Raw genomic sequence first — 20,559 nt, 5'->3', positions numbered from 1 at the left:
TCGGGCGTGCTAAGGTCGTCATCTGGGCTCCCTTGCGGCCTCGCGGGACCGGCATTTAAGGGTGGGGGCGCGGTATCCTCCAGCGCCGGGACTAAGATGCCAGAGCCGGGCGGTACGTGCAAGAACGGGCGCGGCCTAATGGCTGGCGGTCACCCGGTACCAGACGCGCGGCACGGGCACGTAGCTCGAGTCCACGAAGGCCCTTTGGTTCGTGGTGCCCAGCAGCGTGGCCTGGGACAGGTCCAGGTAGGGGTTTGTCAGGCGATAGACCTTGTAGACGCAGTCGTCGCAGAGGGACTCCCATTCGACGCGCAAGGTGGAGCCGGGAATCGCCCGCAGGTGGGGAGCCCCCAGGGGGAGGATCTCATTCACCAACAGGTAGAGTTGGCTGGCCGTGCAGAAGGCCAGGTCCGAATCCCCGTCCCCTTCCAGATCCCCAAAGGCATGGGTCTCGACAATGCCCGGGTCCTCCGTCACGTGCAGGTTGTAGGTCTGGAAGGTGCCCTGTCCACTCGTGTTGCAGAGCCACTTGAAGCGGCTGCCGGTCGAGTTTTGCAGGAACAGGTCGGTATCGCCATCCACATCTACGTCCAGCGCGTCCACCAGGGCCACTGCAGCTTGTGTCTGGCTGATCAGCACCTGTGCCGGCCACCAGCTGCACGTCGCATTGTCGAAGTACACCAATTCGCGGTCGTATTCCGAAAAGGACAACAGGTCCGGGATGGCATCCGCGTTGACGCGTGCGACCTGCACCCAGTTCGCGCCGTCTCCTGCCGTGGAGATGGAGATGCGACGGCCGAAGCTCCCATCCCCATCCGTGTTGCGGAACCAGGCGACCAGATCCTCAAATTGACTGGCCATGACAATGTCGTCATCGTTGTCGCAGTCGAAGTTCCCAGCGGCAAGACAAGTGGCAAAGTTACCAGCCCGGATCAGCTCCTCGCTTCCAAAGGTCCCGGCGAGATTTCGGATGAAGCAGAGATCTCCATCATCGAAGACGATGTCCCCATCTTCGTCATTGTCGAAGTCAGCGATCGCGAGAGAGTTGATCGGCAACTCGTTGTAGTGAGAATCGCTGAGCTCGAAGGATCCATGGCCATCGAGATTGTCCAACAACAGCAGTTCGTTGTGGAAATCCGGGTTTCCACCGCCCAGGTCATTGACCCAATAATGCGACAGGACAAGATCCGGATCTCCGTCGCCATCGAAATCCACCGCCTTCAACTCGGCGATTTCATCCACGCCCGCATTCGAGTCCTCAATGGAAAAAACGAGGGCCAGCGGCGCGATGTGCGGCTGGTTGCGCCAGAGAAGGACTTCACCGTTCGAGGTCCCGATCAGCACATCGCCATCCCCGTCCTGATCGACGTCCGCCAGGGCCATGCAGTGCGCATCCTGCACGTCATCGATGGAAATGGGGCCGGAAAAGGTCAGGCACCACCCAGGCCGGCCCGGCACCAGCACCACCACTAGGGCCCCGAGGAGCCCGCCGACCCACATGGGTCTCTTCCAGGGCCCAGATCCAATTTGCCACGCTTTCATGATCCTTCCCCCAAGTTGGCCTGCCTGCAGCGGCCCGCATGGACCCGCCGCGCCTCGGGTCGACCGCTGGACCGGAGCCGCGATACCCCGAGCCGTTTTCCCTTACGAGGGAGAACGAACTAGCAACATCGATTCAGATGGTTCAGTTGCGCAGGATCATTGGGGAGCAGGTTGACCCTGCGGAGCTGTGTGGTGTCGGATTCTTAACAGATCCAGGCCGCAATGTGCCGTCGACAAAAGAAAGGTGCAAGAAAAATCCAGGGCAAGGAATTCCAAGGCGTGAGGAGCCCGCTCCGGGCACCTCACGCCTACATGGGTAAACACGGTCCGCCTGTGCGAAGGGAACCTGGCTAGCAGGAGAAGGCCAGCCGCTCCTCCACCACGGCCAGCAGCGCCGAGCGCTGCGCGTGGAGGGCCTGCTGTAGCGCCGCCGTGCGCGCGTCCATCTCTGCCGCCCAGGCCTTGTCCGTGATTCCGGCCAGGTTGATGCGCACGTTGAAGGCCGCGCCGTCGCAGGCCGTGCCCAGGCAGAGGGCCGCCACGCCGGCGTCGGACAGGCTGTTGGGATTGCCGCGCTCCACCACGGCGCGCACCAGCTCCAGCACAGGCACGCAGGCCTCCACCACCTGGAAGGGGATGAGCGTGGCCCGGCGATTGGCCTCCTCCAGCGCGGCGGCACGCGCGGCCCTTTCCTCCTCCGTGGCCTTGGGCAGCTTCAGGGCGGCCATCACCGCGGCAAAGGCGTCGGTGTCGGCGTCGATCAGGCCCAGGAAGCGGGTCTTCAGCTCCTGGCCGCGCAGGGCGACGGACTCCATCTCGGCATCGTGCTGGCTCAGCCCCTTCTTCCCGTGGGTGAGGTTGGCCACCATGGCCGCCAGGGCCGCGCCCAGCGCGCCGCAGAGGGCCGCCGTGGAGCCGCCGCCCGGTGCCGGGGCCTCAGAGGCCAGCAGGTCGGCGAAGCCCGTCAGAGTCAGATCCACCAGCCGGCCGCTGCGCCGTGTGACGCGGTAGTCGATGACCTTCTCCTCCGGCCGGAAGGGCGCGAGCTCCGAGAGGCCCATGCTCTGCACGGCGCACTCCAACAGATCCGCCTCGCTGGCGCCCGGGCAACGCCCCTGCTTGCGCAGGAAGTGCCGGCCCGCTTCCAGCAGAGCGTCCAGCGGCACCAGGCCCACCAGCTCGCCGCCGGTCACGCGCAGGCCCGCCCGCCGGGCCTCCTCCTCCACCACGTCGAAGGCCAAACCCATCGGTGTGATGGTGTGGTCGGTGAGGTTCATGCTGATTTGCGCGCGTCGGTATTCGGGAATGGTCCAACCCACGCACTTGGTGGCCTTGAGGCGGCCCGGCTGGCGTACTTTCTGGCCTGCCACATCCTTGAGCAGCCGGCCCTGCTCGTCCTTGGCCCAGCGGCCCTTCTCGCGCACGGTGATGGCCACGTCGTGGGCCCGGGCGGCGTCCTGGGTGTTCAGGTTGAAGTTCCAGGCGATCAGGAAGGGCCGGGCGCCGATCACCGTGGCGCCCGTGCGCTGCTGGCGCTCGCCGAAGGCGGCGGGGCCGAAGTCGGGCTGCCAGGCCGGATCCGCCAGTTTCTGGGCCAGGGCCTCGTACTCGCCCTGGCGCACGTCGGCCAGGTTGCGACGCTCGGGCCGGCGGGCGGCGTGCTCGTAGAGGTAGACGGGGATCTCCAGCTCGCGGCCCACCCGCTCCCCCAGCCGCTCGGCCAGCCGCGCGCACTCCTCCATCGTGATCCCCGAGACCGGCACGAAGGGACAGACGTCGGTGGCGCCCATCCGCGCGTGCTCGCCGTGGTGGCCGCGCATGTCGATCAGCTCGGCCGCCGTGCGGATGGCCTGGAAGGCGGCCTCCAGCGCGGCCTCGGGCTCGCCCGTGAAGGTGACCACCGTGCGGTTCGTCGCCGCGCCGGGGTCCACGTCCAGCAGGGTGACGCCGGGCACAGCAGCGATGGCGGCGGTGATCTGGCCCAGCTTGGCGCGGTCGCGGCCTTCGGAGAAGTTGGGGACGCATTCGACGAGGGCGGACATGGAGGGTCTCCTGGCTATTTGGATGCGCTTGGTTGCGGGGCCAAGGTACCGACTGGCGGGGCGCGCGGAAAGTCTGTGGCTTCCCGCCCGACTCACCACAGAGACACGGAGACACAGAGAAGCCTGTTTGAGCCCTACGGGACAAGAGACCACACGTCAACCTCCATCAAGAAGCCGCTGTGCCTCTGTGTCCCTGTGGTAAATCAGAGTCCGCCCCGGAGCGGGTTGCTACGTTCTGCCAAACGGAGGCTTCCATGACCGGACACCAAGTCGCGCGGATGGGCAGCTGGATCCTGCGGTTCGGGGCGCTCTCCCTGGCCTGGCGGACCTGGCAGCTGCTCAGCCAGTCCCTGCGCCTGGGACTGCGGCCCCTCCACCTGCTCTGGCTGCTGCCCGTGGCCGTGCTGGCGGGCTGGCTGAAGGCCCGGCTGGTGATGCGGCCGCGCATGCTGCAGAACGCCCGGCGTCTGCTCGACCATCCGGGGCGGCTGCGGCCCTGGCAGCTCTATCCGCCCCAGCTCTTCGCCTTCATCCTGAGCATGGTGCTGCTGATGGCCTGGCTGCGGAGCGTGGTCCTCGGCCTGCCGCTGCCCACGGCCCTGCTGGGCGGCGTGGACCTGCTGGTGGCCGCGGCGCTGCTGACCTCCTCCGGCGTCTACGCCCAGGTGGAGCGCGAGCGGCGTGACACGCCGGCTGCGAACCGATGACGCTGCCCGGGACCACGCTGATCCTGGCGGGCGGCTGGATCCTGCGCCTGGCCGGCCTGATGCTCCTGCTGGCGGCCTGGCGCCTGGCCCGGCGCGCCCACGAACTGGGGCTTGAGCCCGGGCAGCTGGCCTGGCTGCTGCCGCTGGCGCTGGGGGTGGGGTGGGTCAAGTCGCGGCGAGCCATCCGCCCGGTGCTGGCGGCCAACGCCCGCTGGCTGCGCGGCCGGGAGCGCGTCCCGGCCTGGCGCGTGTTCCAGCCGCGCCTGCTGCTCTTCATCGGGCTGATGATCACGCTCTCGGCCGGGCTCAAGCGCCTGGCGGCGGAGAGCGCCTGGGGCCTGGCAAGCCTGGGCGCCCTGGACCTGGCCGTGGCCACAGCCCTGCTGCTGGCGGCGGCCACCACCCGGCGCCGCGAGCCCCTGCCCGACTAATCCGATTCACCACAGAGATACAGAGACACAGCCAATACAATCTGTGTCTCTGTGCCTCTGTGTCTCTGTGTTGAAAGCGAATGCTCCGCTAAATGCGATAGCCCGAGGGGATCATGGTCTCGCGCGGCACGCAGATGATCCCTTCGTGGATGTGCACGTAGGCGTCCTCGTACTCCTCGAGGTTCTTCTCGTTCACCAGGTGCACGTCCGCGCCGATGCGCGCGCCCTTGTCGATGATCGCCCGGCGGATCACCACGTCCTGCCCGATGGCCTGGGGCAAGAGGCCTGGCGGCGGGTTGCGGAAGTCGTACTCGTCGGCGCCCATCACGATGGAATCCGTGATCTCCGAGCCGTTGCCGATCACGCTGCGGATGCCGATGATCGAGCGCTTGATGTGCGCGCCGTTGATGTAGCAGCCATCGCAGATCAGGCTCTCCTCCACCTGGCAGCCCGAGAGCCGCGAGGGCGGCAGGAAGCGCGCGTTGGTGTAGATCGGCCGGTCCGGACTGTAGAGCTCCACCTCGGGCACGCGCCGGGTGAGCATCAGGTTGGCCTCGTAGAAGGAGCGGATGGTCCCGATGTCCTCCCAGTAGCCCTCGTGGCGGAAGGCGCGGACGGGCTCTTCCTTCAGCGCGGCGGGGATGATCTCGCGGCCGAAGTCCGTGCAGGTGGCGTGGGTGTTGAGCAGGCGGTCCAGGGTGTCGAAGCAGAACACATAGATGCCCATGGAGGCCAGGTAGCGCTTGTCGGGCTGGGCCAGGCTGTCCAGCAGGGCCTCGTCCCGGGGCTTCTCCACGAACTCGGTGATCCGGCCGTTTTCCGTGCGCATGATCCCGAAGCCGCGCGCGCTTTCGCGCTCCACGGCCGTGGTGGCCACCGTGATGCTCTCGGAGCTGTCCATGTGCGAGAGCACGAATTCGCGCAGGTCCATGGTGTAGAGCTGGTCGCCGGAGAGGATCAGCACGTGGGTGGGATTGTAGGCCCGCAGGTGCGACATCACCTGGCGCACGGCGTCCGCCGTGCCCTGGAACCACTCCTGGTTGTCGGGGGTCTGCTCCGCCGCGAACACCTCCACGAAACTGCCGCGGAAGTCCTTCATCACGTAGCTCGAATGCACGTGGCGGTTGAGCGAATAGCTGTTGAACTGGGTCAGCACGAAGACCTTGGTCAGGCCGGCGTGCAGGCAGTTGCTGATGGGGATGTCCACCAGCCGGTACTTGCCGCCGAAGGAGACGGCGGGCTTGGAACGCTTGAGGGTCAGGGGCATCAGACGCGTGCCGCGTCCGCCGCCCAGGATGATGGTGATCACGCGATTCAATCGATCCATGTCTCGCTCCGCTTTCCCGCTCGTCACGCTGTCTCGTCTACGTCCGCTTGCTAGATCAGCTTGGCCAGCTGTTCGGCCAGTTTGTCGATGCCCGCCGCCACCTGCACCAGGGAGCGGGCGTTGTTCCAGGCCGGCGTGCTCAGCAGCCGGTTCTCCGTGTCCAGGCAGACCTGGTTGGCCGCGCAGGGTTGGTGCACGCCGCCCCAGGACTGGATGGCCAGGGCCGTCTCCCGGTGGGAGCCGATGGTCACCTTGGGCCGGTGCCCGGCCCCGCCCAGCACGCGCGCGGCGATCACCGGGGCGATGCACAGGAAGGCCATGGGCCGGCGCAGGGCGTGGCCGTTCAGCACGTGGGCCGCCAGCTCGGGCAGCACGCTCATCTCCGCGCCCTGGAAGGCGAAACTGCAGAGATTCTTGGCCGCGCCGAATCCGCCGGGCAGGATCAGCGCCCGGAAGGCCGCCAGATCCAGGTCGGACAGGGGATGGATCTCGCCGCGCACGATGCGCGCGCTCTCCACCAGCACGCTGCGGCTCTCGCCCTCCACGGGCTGGCCGCTGACGTGGTTGACCACGTGGGCCTGGGGAATCGCCGGGGCGAACCAGTGGATGGTCATGCCGCGGCGCTCGCAGGACAATTGGGTCAGCACGGCTTCCTGGATCTCGGCGCCGTCGAGATAGCCGGCTCCGGACAGCACTCCCGCGATCTTCTTCACGCCGTACCCCCCGTGCCGCATTGCGAGCCGCCTGGATCGTCATCCCCCGGCTTGACTTGCGCTCAGGCGACCCCTTCCCCCTGCAGGGGGAAGGCCGGGATGGGGGTTCTCCGCATCCCTGTCACCTGCCGGGAGCCCTTGTTTTCCACCTTTCTGCTGGCGCCAGAAAGGTGGAGCCAAAGAGGCGCTTGTTCTCAGCGGCCAGAGTCAGGCCACCTCGCGGTGGCCTTCCGCTGGCCGGCAGTTGGGCTTCCTGCAACCGCGTAGTTGGTTCCGGCTGACGCCGTCACCACCTGGTTCTGGTTCAGCCCTGCGGGCTTCACCTCACTAGATCGAGGTTGAACGGTCGTGCTGAACTCCTTCCCCCGTGCAACGGGGGAAGGTCGGGATGGGGGCGTGCCAGCACGCAGCCTGTTCAAGCGCATGGCGCTTCACCCATTTTCAAGTTCAGCCCTGACGGGCTTCACCTGGCTCATCCCTGTCAACTTCCGCGTGTGCGACCCCTTCCCCCGCGAAGTGGGGGAAGGTCGGGATGGGGGTGAGACCTCAATGGTCCAGCATAGGTCCAGTCATCTTCGAGACTTCGAGTCTTCGTGACACAAGGCCAATACTGACCGCGCCTCTCACCCGCAAGGCTCCTGCCGTTCCGCTCTGTGCCTCTGCGCCTCTGTGGTGAAAGATCTCGAAGGACAGAGAAGCCCGGTCCACCCCTAGAGGCAGACCGGGCGCGGAATCTATCTAGGCCATGGAGGCCAGCAGGGCCTCGGCCTCCGCCACGTTCTTGCGGCAGGCCACCAGGCTGGCGTTGAACAGCGCGCGCTCGGACTCGTTCAGCGGCATCTCGAGGATCCGCGCCACGCCCGTGCGGTCGATCATGGTGGGCACGCCCATGTAGACATCCTTCTCCCCGAACTCGCCGGTCAGCCACGAGGCGCAGGGCAGGATGCGATTGCGGTTGTGCATCACGCTGTCGGCCATCTCCACGGCCGCCGCGCTGGGCGCGTAGTAGGCGCTGCCGGTCTTGAGGTACTTGACGATCTCGGCGCCGCCGTCGCGCGTGCGCTGGACGATGGCCTCGATCTGGGCGGCGGGCATCAGCTCGGGCAGCGGAATCCCGCCCACCGTCGTGTAGCGGGGCAGCGGCACCATGGTGTCGCCGTGGCCGCCCAGCACCATGGCCTGCACGTCCTTGACGCTGACGTTGAGGGCCAGGGCGATGAAGCTGCGATAGCGGGCCGTGTCCAGGATGCCCGCCATGCCGAAGACGCGCTTGTGCGGGAACTGGGAGGCCTTGAGGGCCACGTAGGTCATGGCGTCCAGCGGATTGGAGACCACGATCAGCACGGCGTCGGGGCTCAGGGGCGCGGCCTGCCGGATGCAGCCCCAGACGATCTCGGTGTTCATCTTGAGCAGGTCGTCGCGGCTCATGCCCGGCTTGCGGGCCAGGCCGGCGGTCATGATGATCACGTCGCTGCCGGCGGTCTCGGCGTAGCCGTTGGTGCCGATCATCCGCGTGTCGTAACCCTCGATGGGAGCCGTCTCCCACATGTCCAGGGCCTTGCCCTGCGGGGTGCCTTCCACGATGTCCACCAGGACCACCGTCTCCGCGATCTGCTTCTCCGCCAAGCGCTGGGCGCAGGTCGCCCCCACGTTGCCGGCGCCGATCACCGTGATCTTGCTCATGCTCGTCTCCTTGACTGGCGTTGGTCCCCCGGAAGCGTCCGCCCTTCCCAAACCCGGGCCGGGCGCTGGGGTCACTTGTGGTTGATTTGACATTCCAGCCCGCGGGTCGGCGCCGCCGGGGCCCGCTGCCCGGCCGGACTAGTTCTCGATTTCCGGGTTCTGCTCCAGCTCCTCGTCGATCATCGCCTGCTGGCGCTCGCAGCGCTCCCAGCAGGTGCGGCAGAACCAGGTCTCTTCGTTGAAGGGATCCGGGAAATAGGCCAGCGCCGGACTCTCCGTCAGGCACATCCCGCAGGAAATCCCCTCACGCCAAGCCGTCGCATCCATGGCCTGCCCTCCATTCTTGGCGAACGTCATCCGCCGGCTCGACCGGCGGATCCCAGCGCACCTCGCCCACTCGCCGGGTTCCCCCGATCAAGTCGGGGGATGACGAAAACCCGCTGCTCAGACCGCGGTGGCCACGGCGCGACTCTCGCGGATCACCACGACCTTGATCTGGCCGGGGAACTGCATGTCCTGGCTGATCTTGTCGGCGATGTCGCTGGAGAGCTTCTCGCTCAGGCCGTCGTTCACTCGCGCGGACTCGGCCACCACGCGGATCTCGCGGCCGGCGTAGAGCGCGTAGACGCGGTGCACGCCCGGGAAGCTGCTGGCGATGTTCTCCAGCGTCTCCACCCGCTTGGTGTAGCTGTCCACGCTGTCCCGGCGCACGCCCGGACGCGCGCTGCTGATGATGTCCGCGGCGGTGACCAGCTCGCTGATCGGGTCGATGGGCGGCGCCTCGTTGTGGTGCGCCATCACCGAATTGATCACGATGGGGTGTTCGCGCACGCGCTTGCAGACCTCCACGCCGATGGCCACGTGGCTCTTGTCGCTGCCGTTGGAGTCGGCCTTGCCCACGTCGTGGAGCAGGCCCGCGCGCTTGGCCAGCATCACGTCCAGGCCCAGCTCGGCGGCCATGGCGCCGGCGATGCGCGCCACTTCCTTGCTGTGGTCCAGCACGTTCTGGCCGTAGCTGGTGCGGAAGCGCAGGCGGCCGAGCATGCGCTTCAGGTCCGGGTGGACGTTCAGGCGCAGTTCCTTCAGAACCTTGTTGGCCGCTTCGTTCATGGTGTTGTCCACGGCGCGGCTGGCGCGGGTGACCGCCTCCTGGATCGTGCGCGGGCTGAAGTTGCGGGTCTTGATCAGGGCGTCCAGGGCCAGCCGGGCGATCTCGCGCCGGACGGGATCGAAGCAGGAGATCACGATGGTGTCCGGGGTCTCGTCCACGATGATCTTGGTGCCCGTGATCGCCTCGAAGGACTTGATGTTGCGGCCCTCCCGCCCGATCACCATTCCCTTCAGCCGGTTGTTGGGGATCTCGACTTCCTTGATGGTGGCCTCGCTGGTGGCGTCGGCGGCCATCCGCTCGATGGTGGTGATGATCACCTCGCGAGCCTCGCGCGTGGCATTCTCCCGCGCCTGGCCTTTGATCTCGGCGGCCAGCTCGGCGGCCTCGCGCTCGTACTTCTGCTGGGCCTGGTCCAGCACCTGGCGGCGGGCCTCCTCCATGCTCAGGCCCGAGACGGACTCCAGCCGGTGCTGCACGTCTTCCAGGTGGGTCTTCAGCTCGTCCTTGAGGGTCTTCTGCTCCTCTTCCTTGTGCTCGAGCATCTTGCCCTTCAGGCCCAGTTCCATTTCCAGGTCCTGGACGGCCTTCTGGGAGCCGCGGATCTCCGCCTCGTGGCTCTTGAGCTGCTGCTCCTTCTGCTGCAGTTTCTTCTCGCGCTGCTTCAGGTCGGCCTTGCGGCGCGTCTCCTTGATCAGCCATTCCTCCCGGGCGTTGATCAGGGCCTGCTTGCGCAGGGTCTCCGCCTCCTGGCGGGCCAGATTGAGGATCTCGTCGCCGGCCTGCCGCCGTTGACGCTGCAACGTGAGAAAGACGACGACGGTGGCCCCCGCGCCGGCCAGCAGGGCCAGCAGGGCAAGCATCCAAGTGGGCATCAGGGTGGTCCTTTCGGGTATTGGAAGGGCCTTGCGGACAAGGCCGATCCGCGCCCGGGCCGGTTTCCCTTGACAATCGGGAAGCCCGCGGGCGGCGGATTCACGGCAAAAAGGTAGCAATCACAGGACTCGAATGAGGGCCGCACCGGGCCCTTTCGCCGGGTGCCGGAGGCCGGCGGGGCTTCAGTCCAGCGCATCCAGCAGGAGGCGCAGGCGTCCACCCACCTCCTCGCGCTGCCAGGCCGGACGGTGGTAACGTCCCAGGGCGGGATCGTGGAAGTCGCTGCCCGCCGAGGCGGAGAGGCCGTTGCGGCGGCAGAGTTGCTGTAGATCCTGGACCACGGCCGCGCGGTGGCTGGGATGCCGGGCCTCCAGCCCGTCCACGCCCAGGTCCACCAGCACGTGGGCCGCGCCGGCGGGCAGGACCTTGCCGGGATGCGCCGCCACGCCCACACCACCCAGCCCCTGGGCCAGCGCCAGGGCCTCGCGCAGCTCGGGCAGCCGCTTGGGCAGCCAGGCCGGCCGGCCCTCGGCCAGCCAGCTCTGGAAGGCCTCGTTCACGCTCTGGACGTGGCCGGCCTCCTGCAGCAGGCGGGCCAGGTGCGGGCGGCCCACGCTGCCGCTCTCCAGCCGGGCCGCCAGGGGCGACAGATCCAGCAGCAGGCCCAGCTCGGCCAGCCGGGCGGCCATCTGCGCCACACGCTCGCGGCGCATGGCCCGGATGCCCGCCAGGAAGTCCTCGAAAGCTGGTAGGCCGGGTTCGAGGCCGTAGACCAGCAGGTGCACCTCGACAGGATCTGTCGCGCGACGCGTGCTGCGGCGCGTGCCGCCCGCCCCGTCCTCCCGGGCCTCCTGGGCCTCCTGAGCCGCCGCGCGCAGGGGCAGCAGCTCGGCGCAGGCGCAGGTCACCTCCACGCCGGCCAGCACGCGCAGCCCGTGCAGCCGGCCCTCGCGACGGAACTCCGCCACGCCGGCCAGGGTGTCGTGATCGGTGAGGGCGGCCAGCCCCACGCCGGCGCGCACCAGGCGCCGGGCCAGCTCGGCCGGGGCCAGAGCCCCGTCGGAATGCCAGGAGTGACAATGGAGGTCCAGGCCCGTGGCCGGGGCGCTGCTGCCGCGGGTGTGCCGTTTGAGGGTGATCACACGGCCAGCATGCGTTCCAGGGCCTGCCGGGCGTCGACCACCCATTCCGGCTCCACCTCCACCACGTTCACCTCGCCCAGCCGGTCCAGCACCCAGAGCAGATCGTTCTGGCTGATCTTCCACATGTTCGGGCAGAGGCTGCGTTCCAGTGGCCGGACCTCGAGTTCCGGGTTCTCCAGCTGCAGGCGCTGCACCAAGTTGAGTTCCGTGCCCACGCGGATCCGGCTGCCCGGCGCCTGGGTTCTCACCCAATCAAGGATGTAGGCCGTCGAGCCCGACGCGTCCGCCGCGGCCACCACCTCGCGCGGACACTCCGGATGGACGATCACGCGCAGCCCGGGCGCCTGGGCGCGGGCCTGCTCGATCATCTCCACCGTGAAATGGGTGTGCACGTGGCAGAAGCCCTTCCAGAGCAGGACGCGCGCCCGGCGCAGCTCGGCGCCCGTCAGCCCGCCCAGGGGCAGGGCGGGATTCCAGAGCCGGACTTCGTCGCCGCGAAAACCCTTGTCGAAGGCCGTGTTGCGTCCCAGGTGCTCGTCGGGAAAGAAGAACAGCTTCTCCCCGCGGGCCAGGGCCCAGTCGAACACGCGCCCGGCGTTGGAGCTGGTGCAGACGGCGCCGCCCCGGGCGCCCGTGAAGGCCTTGGTCTCCACGTCGCTGTTGACATAGGTGACGGGGATGATCCCCTCCGTGGCGCCCAGCTCGGCCTGCAGTTCGTCCCAGGTGCGCCGCGTGCCGCGCTGGTCGGCCATGTCGGCCATCGGGCAGCCGGCGCTGGTGTCCGGGTGGATCACCACTTGCTCCGGCCGGGCCAGCAGGCGCGCGCTGTCGGCCATGAATTCCACGCCGCAGAAGACGATCCAGCGGGCCTCCAGCCCGGCGGCCGCCTTGGCCAGGCCGTAGCTGTCGCCGCGCAGATCGGCGTGCTGGATCACTTCCTGCTTCTGGTAGTGGTGGCCCAGGATGCAGAGCTCGGAGCCCAGCCGGGTCTTGTGCGCGCGGATGCGCTCGGCCATCTCCCCGCCGTCCAGGCCCATCCACTCGTCAGGCAGGGTCTGTCGTTGCCGCGCCATGGCGGCCTCCTCTCTCAATAGTCAACACGTTCACCACGAAGCACACAAAGGTGTCAGAAGCGCTGGAAGTTGGCAGCGGCCGGGTGCCCAATTGTCAGCCCACTGTGTTCCGGCCTTGGAAGACCGCGACCCCAGCCCACGGACAACTCGAACCCGCTCTCGCCCGTTCTTCGTGCCCTTCGACGACCTTCCCGCCCTTCGTGGTGAACGTGTTTTCCTCGCAGCACGCAATGGCAACTAGTGCGCGAAGGTCTCCAGCAGGTCCACCAGCAGGTGGACGCCCACGCCCGTGGGGCCGGGCGCGTAGCCGGCCTTCTTGGGCACCCAGGCCGTGCCGGCGATGTCCAGGTGCGCCCAGGGCGTCTCCTCGGAGACGGCCTCGTTCAGGAAGCAGGCCGCCGTGATGGTGCCCGCCTCGCGCGTGTTCGTCGAGTTGCGGATGTCCGCCACCGTGGACTTGACCATCGCCTTGTAGTCCTCGGCCAGCGGCAGGGGCCAGCAGACGTCGCCCGAGCGGCTGCCCGCGTCCACCACCGCCTCCACCATGGCCGGGTCGTTGCCCAGCACGGCGCTCATCTCGTGGCCCAGACAGATCAGCACGGCGCCGGTCAGCGTGGCCAGGTTCACCATGGCGTCGGGCTGGAAAGTGCGCTCGGCCCAGGTCAGGGCGTCACAGAGCAGCAGCCGGCCCTCGGCGTCGGTGTTGACAATTTCCACGGTCTTGCCGCAGAGCAGGCGGATGATGTCCCCCGGCTTGTAGGCCGCGCCGTCGGGCAGGTTCTCGGCGCTGGGGATCACGCCCAGCACGTCCACGTCGGGCTTCAGCCGGGCCAGCACGCGGAACAGCCCCAGCACGGCCGCGCCGCCGCACATGTCGTACTTCATTTCCTCCATGCCCGCGCCGGGCTTGAGGCTGATGCCGCCGGCGTCGAAGGTCAGGCCCTTGCCGATGAAGGCCAGCCGGCGGGCGTTCTTCTTTCCGCAGCGGTACTCCAGCGCGATCAGCCGGCTCTCCTCGCGGCTGCCCTGGCCCACCGCCAGGATGCCGCCGGCGCCCAGCTTCTGCAGCTGCGCCTCGCCCAGCACCTTGACCTTGACCAGGCCGCCGGAGGCCTTGGCGATCTCCTGCGCCTCCAGGCCCAGCCGGGTGGGCGTGACGCTGTTGCCCGGCTCCTGGGCCAGGTCCCGGGCGTAGTTGACGCCCTCGCCGATCAGCCAGCCCTTGGCCCAGGCCGCCGCCAGCTCCTTGGTGGCGGACTCGCCCGCCCGCAGGCTGACGGTCTTCAGCGCGCAGGTCTTGGGCTGGCTCTTGTAGGTCTCGAAGCTCCAGAGGCCCACGCGCAGCGCGCGGCCCAGGGTCAGGGCCAGATCCGCCGGGCCGGGGCCGTGCTCGTCCAGCAGGGGCAGTTCCACGCTCAGCTCGGTGTAGGATTTCTCCTTGAGGCCCAGCATCAGGCCGCCGTAGACCTCGGTCAGGATCTTCAGCGAGAACTTCGCCCGCTCGCCCAGGCCCAGCAGCAGCACGCGCCGCAGCGGACCCGCCGTGGCGGGCAGCAACAGCAGGGTCTCGCCCTTGCCAGCCTTGAAGTCGCCCTTCAGCGCCGCCTGCAGGGGAAAGGCCCCCTCCAGGGCGCGGGCCTCCTCGGGCAGGGCCTCGTCCTTGAACAGGCCCAGGACGTACAACTCGGTCTTCTGGGTCGCCAGCGAACCTTTACGCGTGCGGATCTCCACGGGAGCCCCCTTCGGTTATGGCCGCCAGAGCCAGGTCGGGCCGGATCCGGCCCAGGTCCTGTCCCGGCAGCGGCGACAGCGTGCCGCCCAGCGCTTCCAGGCGGGCGATCACGCCCCGGATCAATTTATCGGGGGTCGACGCACCCGCGGAGACCCCCACCACGGCCCGTCCCGCCACCCAGGCGGGCTCCAGGCCCCGTTCGTCCTCGATCAGCCAGGCCGGCCGCCCCATCTCCGCGGCGATGTCGCGCAGGCGGCGGGCGTTGGCGCTGTTCCCCGAGCCCACCACGATCACGGCCTCCGCCACGCCGGCCAGCTCGGTGATGGCCTCCTGGCGCTGCTCGGTGGCGTGGCAGATGGTATTGTGCACCTCCAGGTGCGGGAAGCGCACCTTCAGCGCGCGCTCCATCTGGTCGAACTCGGCCATGCCCTGGGTGGTCTGGGAGACCAGCGCCACCTGGCCCCACTCGGGCAACCCGGCGGCCTCCTCGGGCTGGCGGATGCGGTGGATGTGCGCGGGCGCCACGCCCAGCACGCCCTCCACCTCGTCGTGGCCCTCGTCGCCCAGTAGCAGCACCTCGTAGCCGCGCTTGACCAGCCGGTCCGCCGTGCGGTGGATCTTGGTCACCAGCGGGCAGGTCACGTCCAGGACCTCCAGGTTGCGCGCCTTGGCCTGGGCGACGATCTCCGGGCTGACGCCGTGGGCGCTGATCACGAAGATCCCGTCCCGGGCCTCGGCCACGGAGTGCACGCTCTGCACGTCCTGGCGGGCGAAGTCGTCGATCACGTGGCGATTGTGCACGATCTCGTTCAAGATGTCGATGGAGCGCCCGGGCTGTTCGTCGCGCGCCGCCTGCACCAGGTCGATGGCCCGTTCCACGCCGAAGCAGAACCCCGCCTCGCGGGCCAGATGGATGATCATGCCTCCCTGCTTTCTCCCCTGTGGGGCCTGTCCTCGATCCTTGTGTTGTTCGTTCCGTCCGCACGCCGCCTCAGCGCGTGCCCAGATCCTGTTCCACCCGCCGGGCCAGGTCCACGCCCGTCAGGCCCACGGTGTGCAGCAGGATGCGCCGCTCGCCGTGCTCGACCCAGTCGTCGGGCAGGCCCAGCAGGGTCAGCGGACCGGCGTGCCCGCGCGCGGCCAGGGCCTCGCGCAGCATCACGCCGAAGCCGTTCACGACGGTGCCCTCCTCCAGCGAGTAGATCGGCCCCGGGTGGCAGGCCAGCTCGTCCAGCAGCTCGGGATCCAGCGGCTTCAGGAAGCGCGCGTTGACCACGGCCGTGGAGATGCCCCGGGCTTCCAGGAGGTCGGCGGCCTCGAGGGCCTCCTGCACCAGCGCGCCGCAGGCCACCAGCACGGGTCCCCGCGCGCGCCGCAGCCACTCCCACGAGCCCAGCGGCAGGACGCGCGGCTCGCGCCCGGGCGTCCAGTGGAAACTGTTGTCCTTGGGGTAGCGGATGGCGAAGGGCCCCGTTTCGTGGTCCATGGCCGTGGCCACCAGGTCGGCCAGCTCGTCGCCGTCCTTGGGCGCCGCCAGCACCAGCTCGGGGATCATCGCCAGGTAGGCGATGTCCAGGGTGCCGTGGTGCGTGGGCCCGTCCGCCCCCACCAGCCCGGCGCGGTCCAGCAGGAAGAGCACGGGCAAATGCTGCAGGGCCACATCGTGGACGATGCTGTCCACCGCGCGCTGCAGGAACGTCGAGTAGATGCAGACCACGGGCCGCATGCCCGCCGCCGCCAGTCCGGCGGAGAAGGTCACGGCGTGGCCCTCGGCGATGCCCACGTCGTAGACCCGGCCGGGATGCGCGGCGGCGAAACCCGCCAGGCCCGTGCCCTCGGCCATGGCGGCCGTGACCGCCACCACGCGCGGATCCCGCTGCACGTAGGGCTCGAGGATCCCGGCCAGCAGCGAATTGTAACTGGGCGCGCTGGGGCGCTCCAGCGGCGGCGGCGGGGCGGGCAGGTCGCCCGAATCCACCAGCTTGCCGCCCACGCCGTGATACTTCACCGGGTTCTTCTCCGCCACCTCCAGGCCCTTGCCCTTGACGCTCAGCACGTGCAGCAGGCGCGGGCCGCGGATCTGCTTGATGCGCTCCAGGATGCGGATCAGCCCCGGCAGGTCGTGGCCGTCCACGGGTCCGAAGTAGCGGAAGCCCAGCTCGTCGAAGAGCAGGCCCGGCGTGACCATGCTGTGCAGGCTCTCCTCCACCCGGTGGCCCAGCTCCCGGGCCAGCTTGCTGGTGCCGCCCGGCAGGCGGCCCAGCGCCTCCCAGAGCTGGTCGCGCAGGCGGTTGAGCTTGGGGCTGGTGGTCATCTCGGTGAAAGTGCGCGAGAGGGCGCCCACGTTGGGGCTGATGGACATGGCGTTGTCGTTCAGGATGACCAGCAGGTCGCGCCCGCTGCTCCCCGCGTTGTTCAGGGCCTCCATGGCCATGCCGCCGGTCATGGCGCCGTCGCCGATGATCGCCGTCACGTGGCGCGGCTGGCGCAGATGGTGGGCGGCTTCGGCGAAGCCCAGCGCGGCGGAGATGGAGGTGGAGGCGTGGCCCGCCCCGAAGGAGTCGTGCTCGGACTCCGCGCGCTTCAGGAAACCCGAGAGCCCCTTGTACTGGCGGATGGTGGAGAAGCGCTCGCGCCGGCCCGTGAGCAGCTTGTGGATGTAGGCCTGGTGCCCCACGTCCCAGATCAGCGCGTCCCGCGGGGTCTCGAAGACCCGGTGCAGGGCCACGGTCAGTTCCACCACGCCCAAACTGGCTCCCAGATGGCCGCCCACCTGGGTGATCACGTCGATGACGTGGTCGCGCAGCTCGCGGCAGACGTCCGGCAGCTGCGGCTCCGGCAGGGCCCGCAAGTCCGCGGGGCTGTTGATGCTCTCGATCAAGCGCGCCATCGGCGATCCTTCCTTCCGTCCACGCCGCGGGTCCCGGCGGCCCGCCGCGCCCTCATCGCTCCCTCAGCTGGGCCAGGGCCAGCTCCAGCACCCGGGGCCGCAACTCCGCCAGGGGAGCCGCCACCGTGGCCCCGGCCGCCAGCCGGTGGCCGCCGCCGCCCAGTTCCCGGGCCAGGGCGCAGACGTCGTACGGTTCCACGCAGCGGAAGTTGACTTTGGTCCGCCCGTCCTCCAGCTCGCAGAAGAGCAGGCTCAGGCAGCAGCCGCGGATGGACAGCCCCAGGTTGACGAAGCCCTCGCTGTCCTCCCGGGCCGCGCCGGTCTCGCGCAGCATGGCCAGGGAGAGTTCGAATTCCGCCAGGCGCCCCTCCGCGTGGGAGCGGCGCGTGGCCAGAAAGCGGGCCAGCAGGTCGAAGCGGGCCGCCGGATAGTTCTGGTTCAGCTGGTCGTGGATGCGCGCCGGCTGCGCGCCCGCCCGCACCAGCGCGGCCGCCAGTTCCAGGGTGTCCCCTGTGGTGCAGGCGAAGGCGAAGCCGCCGGTGTCCGAGGTCAGGGCGGCGTAGAGCGAGCGGGCCACGGCGGGCGTGGGCGGCGCGCCCCAGGCGCCCAGCAGGGCCCCCAGCAGCTCGCCCGTACTGCTCAGGCCGGGAAAAACCACCTGGAAAGGATCGACGGCCTCGTTGGAGAGGTGGTGGTCCAGCACCAGGCAGGGCAGGCCGCCGGAGTCCAGCAGCCCGGCCACCGCGCCGATGCGCTCGCGGCCGGAGACGTCCAGGATCACGGCCCGGTCCAGGCCAGCCAGCTCCTCCGCCGGCACGCGGGACGGATCCTCGTGCACGGGGGCGTCCAGTTCCGCCAGCAGGAAGCGGCAGAACTCGGGCATGGGACTTGGCAGCACGACCAGCACGCGCCGGCCGCGCTCGCGCAGGCTGTGGGCCAGCGCCGCCAGCGATCCCAGCCCGTCGGCGTCGGGATTGACGTGGGTGGTCAGCAGGAAGCCGTGCCCCTCCTCCAGCCAGCGCAGCACGGCGCTCCAGTCGTGGGCGCGCGGATCCCCCGTTTCCCCGCCGGGCCGGGGGGGCGGAAACAGGGCGGGGGACGGGGCGGCGGATGCCGTGGGCATGGGTTCCCTTCTGAAGCCGTGGGCTTCCAAAATAGGGCGGTAAACGTACCAAATGGGGTCAGCGGGGACAAGCTGCGTGGGAGGGGAAGTCCCTGGCCCGACAGGCTGCTAGGCGTGGCGGAAGAGCTGGCGCATGCCTTCCATGTCCAGCCCGGATTGCACCAGCCGCTCCAAGCCGTGGTGGAAGAAGGCCGGGTCCGCCGGCCGAAGCAGGCGCAGTTGCTGGGTGACCTCCAGCACGGCGCCCCGGCTGGGTTTCTCGCGCTCGGTCAGCTTCAGCCAGCGCAGGCGGTCGAGGATCGCCTGATCCAGCGGCAGGAAGAGCTGGTCCGGCCGGGGCAGGCTCCAGAGGCCGAGGTCCGCGCCGTCGTCGGGCCGGCAGACGGCCCGCAGGAAGAGGTGCAGGCGCGCCGTGGACGAGCCCTTGGCCGGGCGGGGCAGCAGGTGGCCCAGCCGCTGTTCGCGGCACTCCTCGTCGCTCAGCCCGTAGCCCAGCTCCACCACGAAGCGATCCAGGGCCACCAGGGGCGGACGGTTGCCCGCCGGGCCCAGGCAGGTGGTGTAGAGGTCGGCCAGGCTGCGGTGCCGGCGCAGGGCGTTGCGCAGCGCGGCCAGCCAGAGGGCCAGGCCCAGCGGCCCGATGAAGCCCAGCTGCAGATCCTGGCAGAGGTCCTGCAGCATCTGGCGGTTGGCCTTCACCAGGGTCAAGGCGGGCTGGGGGCCCAGGCGGTTGAGCAGCAGGCCGCTGGTCCGCCGGCTCTCCTCCGCGTCCCCGGCCTGCAGGAGGCAGATCAGGAAGGCGGCGAATTCCTTGTCCCGGGGATGGGCCAGCAGGCGGGCCGGGTGCAGGGCCTGGCTGGACGGGGGCTGCCGAAGCTGTTCCTCGGACAGCCCCCCCAGGAATCGTCGCAGCCGCAGAAGCCGGGCAGGTTTCACGGCTGGTCCTGCAGGACCTTTTGGATGACGTCGTACTTGACGGCGGCGGCGAAGCTCTTCAGCTCGTCGACGCTCACGCCGTTGCCCTGCACGCTCACCAGGACTTTCTGTCCCACCACGATCTGGATCGTGCCGGACTTGTCTTCTTCGTCATAATCCAGCGAGGCCTTGTTCTCCCCGACCTTGATCAGCTTCTGCCCGGAGGCCGAGAGCATCATGGGCGAAGCGAAGGAGGCCAGCAGCATGCCCATCATGGGATTGTCCGTGGCGATGGAGATGCTGCAGCTGCTGTATTCGTCGCCCACCTGGCGCTCGTAGGAGGCGTTGGCCCCGGTGGCGCCGCCGAAGAAGGCCGCGCCCGCCGCGGACGAGCCGCTGTCGGTCTTCTTCCAGCCGTCCAGGGGCTGGGGCAGCGCCAGTTCCAACCGCTCGCCCTTCTGCTGGCGGATCAGCTGCGAGGCGTAGTCCAGGTTCTGCACGGCCTCGTCGGCCTTGCCGGCCAGCCAGGCCTTGCGGGCCTCGTCGATCCAGTCCGTCACGTCGTCGGCCATCAGGGGTTTCCACAACAGAATCACGAGCAGGGCAAGCGTGCGCATGGGTGTCTCCTTGTCTGGGGCCGGATCCATCCCCGGCCGTTGGGTGCGGCCCAAGATACCACGCCGACCCATGCCATGCGCGAACCGATCCTGCCGGGCGGCTGAATCCAGCCCGGCGCGCGCGGCGGCCGGCCGTCAAGTGGAACCACCCAGGGGATCATCCCGGCAGCCGTTCCTCAGCGCCGCGCCTGCACCTGGTAGAAGTGCCGCTCGCCCGGGAGCGGGGCGCTCCAACTGGCGCCGGCGAAGGAGCCGGTGCCGTCGGGCGCGAAGCCCGTGTAGCCGACGACGGACGACCGCACCTCGTAGCCGATGGCTCCCGCGACGGCGGTCCAGGTCAGCTGCAGCAGGTCCACGCCCACTGTAAGGACGAGATCCGTGGGCGCGGGCAGCCAGCCGGGGCCGCCCTGCAGGTAGCCGGGCGTGCCGCGGAAGCGCGCGCCCGCCACCCGTGGCCCGGACGGACCCTCCAGCGCCAGCTCGTCCATTCGGTAGTGGCCGGACGAAGGGGCGGCCGCGGCGTCGGCCCCCGCGCCCAGGCAGTGCCGTGGCAGGCGGTACCGCGCGCTGCCCGGCTCGGCGGCCGCCGCGCCGCCCATCCCCAGCAGCAGCGCCAGGGAGATCAGGTGTCGCATGGC

At 69.3% G+C, this 20,559-nt stretch carries 18 protein-coding genes; 2 read left to right on the top strand and 16 right to left on the bottom strand.

What is annotated here, in order from left to right; all coding sequences use genetic code 11:
• Positions 1–135: 135 nt before the first annotated feature.
• Together WC326_06570 and ftcD are read right to left on the bottom strand one after the other, a co-directional pair.
• Positions 136–1,500, bottom strand: coding sequence for a VCBS repeat-containing protein (locus tag WC326_06570; GenBank protein MFA7330722.1), 1,365 nt, complete (start codon positions 1,498–1,500; stop codon positions 136–138).
• A 392-nt stretch (positions 1,501–1,892) separates the two neighbouring features.
• Positions 1,893–3,584, bottom strand: coding sequence for a glutamate formimidoyltransferase (gene ftcD, locus WC326_06565; GenBank protein ID MFA7330721.1), 1,692 nt, complete (start codon positions 3,582–3,584; stop codon positions 1,893–1,895).
• A gap of 254 nt (positions 3,585–3,838) precedes the next feature.
• Here ftcD and WC326_06560 point away from each other — a divergent pair, with 254 nt between their 5' ends.
• Together WC326_06560 and WC326_06555 are read left to right on the top strand one after the other, a co-directional pair.
• The gene (locus WC326_06560; GenBank protein ID MFA7330720.1) at positions 3,839–4,291 is read left to right on the top strand and encodes a hypothetical protein; all 453 of its coding nucleotides are present in this window, start codon (positions 3,839–3,841) and stop codon (positions 4,289–4,291) included.
• The gene (locus WC326_06555; protein ID MFA7330719.1) at positions 4,288–4,722 is read left to right on the top strand and encodes a hypothetical protein; all 435 of its coding nucleotides are present in this window, start codon (positions 4,288–4,290) and stop codon (positions 4,720–4,722) included. The genes WC326_06560 and WC326_06555 overlap by 4 nt, the downstream gene beginning before the upstream one ends.
• Before the next feature lie 88 nt (positions 4,723–4,810).
• Here WC326_06555 and WC326_06550 read toward each other — a convergent pair whose 3' ends face one another.
• From WC326_06550 to WC326_06485, 14 genes are all read right to left on the bottom strand, one after another.
• Positions 4,811–6,049, bottom strand: coding sequence for a sugar phosphate nucleotidyltransferase (locus tag WC326_06550; GenBank protein MFA7330718.1), 1,239 nt, complete (start codon positions 6,047–6,049; stop codon positions 4,811–4,813).
• A 50-nt stretch (positions 6,050–6,099) separates the two neighbouring features.
• Positions 6,100–6,762, bottom strand: coding sequence for an isoprenoid biosynthesis glyoxalase ElbB (gene elbB, locus WC326_06545; GenBank protein ID MFA7330717.1), 663 nt, complete (start codon positions 6,760–6,762; stop codon positions 6,100–6,102).
• 738 nt (positions 6,763–7,500) lie between these two features.
• Positions 7,501–8,445, bottom strand: coding sequence for a malate dehydrogenase (mdh, locus tag WC326_06540; protein MFA7330716.1), 945 nt, complete (start codon positions 8,443–8,445; stop codon positions 7,501–7,503).
• 138 nt (positions 8,446–8,583) lie between these two features.
• Positions 8,584–8,772 carry a hypothetical protein gene (locus tag WC326_06535; protein MFA7330715.1) on the bottom strand — a complete coding sequence of 63 codons (189 nt, stop codon included), beginning with the start codon at positions 8,770–8,772 and terminating at the stop codon, positions 8,584–8,586.
• Positions 8,773–8,889: 117 nt separating this feature from the next.
• Entirely contained in the window at positions 8,890–10,428 is a 1,539-nt protein-coding gene (rny, locus tag WC326_06530; GenBank protein ID MFA7330714.1) for a ribonuclease Y, read from the bottom strand.
• A 183-nt stretch (positions 10,429–10,611) separates the two neighbouring features.
• Positions 10,612–11,571 carry a PHP domain-containing protein gene (locus tag WC326_06525; protein ID MFA7330713.1) on the bottom strand — a complete coding sequence of 320 codons (960 nt, stop codon included), beginning with the start codon at positions 11,569–11,571 and terminating at the stop codon, positions 10,612–10,614.
• The gene (nadA, locus tag WC326_06520; GenBank protein MFA7330712.1) at positions 11,568–12,644 is read right to left on the bottom strand and encodes a quinolinate synthase NadA; all 1,077 of its coding nucleotides are present in this window, start codon (positions 12,642–12,644) and stop codon (positions 11,568–11,570) included. The genes WC326_06525 and nadA overlap by 4 nt, the downstream gene beginning before the upstream one ends.
• A 237-nt stretch (positions 12,645–12,881) precedes the next feature.
• Entirely contained in the window at positions 12,882–14,375 is a 1,494-nt protein-coding gene (locus WC326_06515; GenBank protein MFA7330711.1) for a leucyl aminopeptidase, read from the bottom strand.
• Positions 14,356–15,297: a 4-hydroxy-3-methylbut-2-enyl diphosphate reductase gene (gene ispH, locus WC326_06510; GenBank protein MFA7330710.1), complete on the bottom strand. Its 942-nt coding sequence runs from the start codon at positions 15,295–15,297 to the stop codon at positions 14,356–14,358. Before ispH ends, WC326_06515 begins: the two co-directional genes overlap by 20 nt.
• A 70-nt stretch (positions 15,298–15,367) precedes the next feature.
• Positions 15,368–17,266, bottom strand: coding sequence for a 1-deoxy-D-xylulose-5-phosphate synthase (dxs, locus tag WC326_06505; protein ID MFA7330709.1), 1,899 nt, complete (start codon positions 17,264–17,266; stop codon positions 15,368–15,370).
• Between the two features lie 52 nt (positions 17,267–17,318).
• Positions 17,319–18,389 (bottom strand): bifunctional oligoribonuclease/PAP phosphatase NrnA, encoded by a 1,071-nt coding sequence (locus WC326_06500; GenBank protein MFA7330708.1) that lies wholly within the window; start codon positions 18,387–18,389, stop codon positions 17,319–17,321.
• 108 nt (positions 18,390–18,497) lie between these two features.
• Positions 18,498–19,325, bottom strand: a complete 828-nt coding sequence (locus tag WC326_06495; GenBank protein ID MFA7330707.1) for a DUF2400 family protein — start codon at positions 19,323–19,325, stop codon at positions 18,498–18,500.
• A complete protein-coding gene (locus tag WC326_06490; GenBank protein ID MFA7330706.1) occupies positions 19,322–19,921 on the bottom strand; it encodes a hypothetical protein in 600 nt (199 codons plus the stop codon). Before WC326_06490 ends, WC326_06495 begins: the two co-directional genes overlap by 4 nt.
• A gap of 176 nt (positions 19,922–20,097) precedes the next feature.
• Positions 20,098–20,556: a hypothetical protein gene (locus WC326_06485; GenBank protein MFA7330705.1), complete on the bottom strand. Its 459-nt coding sequence runs from the start codon at positions 20,554–20,556 to the stop codon at positions 20,098–20,100.
• Positions 20,557–20,559 lie beyond the last annotated feature (3 nt).

This window comes from Candidatus Delongbacteria bacterium (genome assembly GCA_041675285.1).
Classification (GTDB): domain Bacteria; phylum CAIWAD01; class CAIWAD01; order CAIWAD01; family CAIWAD01; genus CAIWAD01.
The sequence above is the reverse complement of the archived record's forward strand: the minus strand, read 5'-3'. Positions and strand labels throughout refer to the sequence as shown.

Coding starts and splice junctions, on each gene's coding strand:
- WC326_06560 (MFA7330720.1), top strand. CDS start 3,839: ATGACCGGACACCAAGTCGCGCGGATGGGCAGCTGGATCCTGCGGTTC.
- WC326_06570 (MFA7330722.1), bottom strand. CDS start 1,500: ATGTGGGTCGGCGGGCTCCTCGGGGCCCTAGTGGTGGTGCTGGTGCCG.
- nadA (MFA7330712.1), bottom strand. CDS start 12,644: ATGGCGCGGCAACGACAGACCCTGCCTGACGAGTGGATGGGCCTGGAC.
- mdh (MFA7330716.1), bottom strand. CDS start 8,445: ATGAGCAAGATCACGGTGATCGGCGCCGGCAACGTGGGGGCGACCTGC.
- ftcD (MFA7330721.1), bottom strand. CDS start 3,584: ATGTCCGCCCTCGTCGAATGCGTCCCCAACTTCTCCGAAGGCCGCGAC.
- dxs (MFA7330709.1), bottom strand. CDS start 17,266: ATGGCGCGCTTGATCGAGAGCATCAACAGCCCCGCGGACTTGCGGGCC.
- WC326_06535 (MFA7330715.1), bottom strand. CDS start 8,772: ATGGATGCGACGGCTTGGCGTGAGGGGATTTCCTGCGGGATGTGCCTG.
- WC326_06555 (MFA7330719.1), top strand. CDS start 4,288: ATGACGCTGCCCGGGACCACGCTGATCCTGGCGGGCGGCTGGATCCTG.
- WC326_06490 (MFA7330706.1), bottom strand. CDS start 19,921: ATGCGCACGCTTGCCCTGCTCGTGATTCTGTTGTGGAAACCCCTGATG.
- rny (MFA7330714.1), bottom strand. CDS start 10,428: ATGCCCACTTGGATGCTTGCCCTGCTGGCCCTGCTGGCCGGCGCGGGG.
- WC326_06485 (MFA7330705.1), bottom strand. CDS start 20,556: ATGCGACACCTGATCTCCCTGGCGCTGCTGCTGGGGATGGGCGGCGCG.
- ispH (MFA7330710.1), bottom strand. CDS start 15,297: ATGATCATCCATCTGGCCCGCGAGGCGGGGTTCTGCTTCGGCGTGGAA.
- WC326_06550 (MFA7330718.1), bottom strand. CDS start 6,049: ATGGATCGATTGAATCGCGTGATCACCATCATCCTGGGCGGCGGACGC.
- WC326_06500 (MFA7330708.1), bottom strand. CDS start 18,389: ATGCCCACGGCATCCGCCGCCCCGTCCCCCGCCCTGTTTCCGCCCCCC.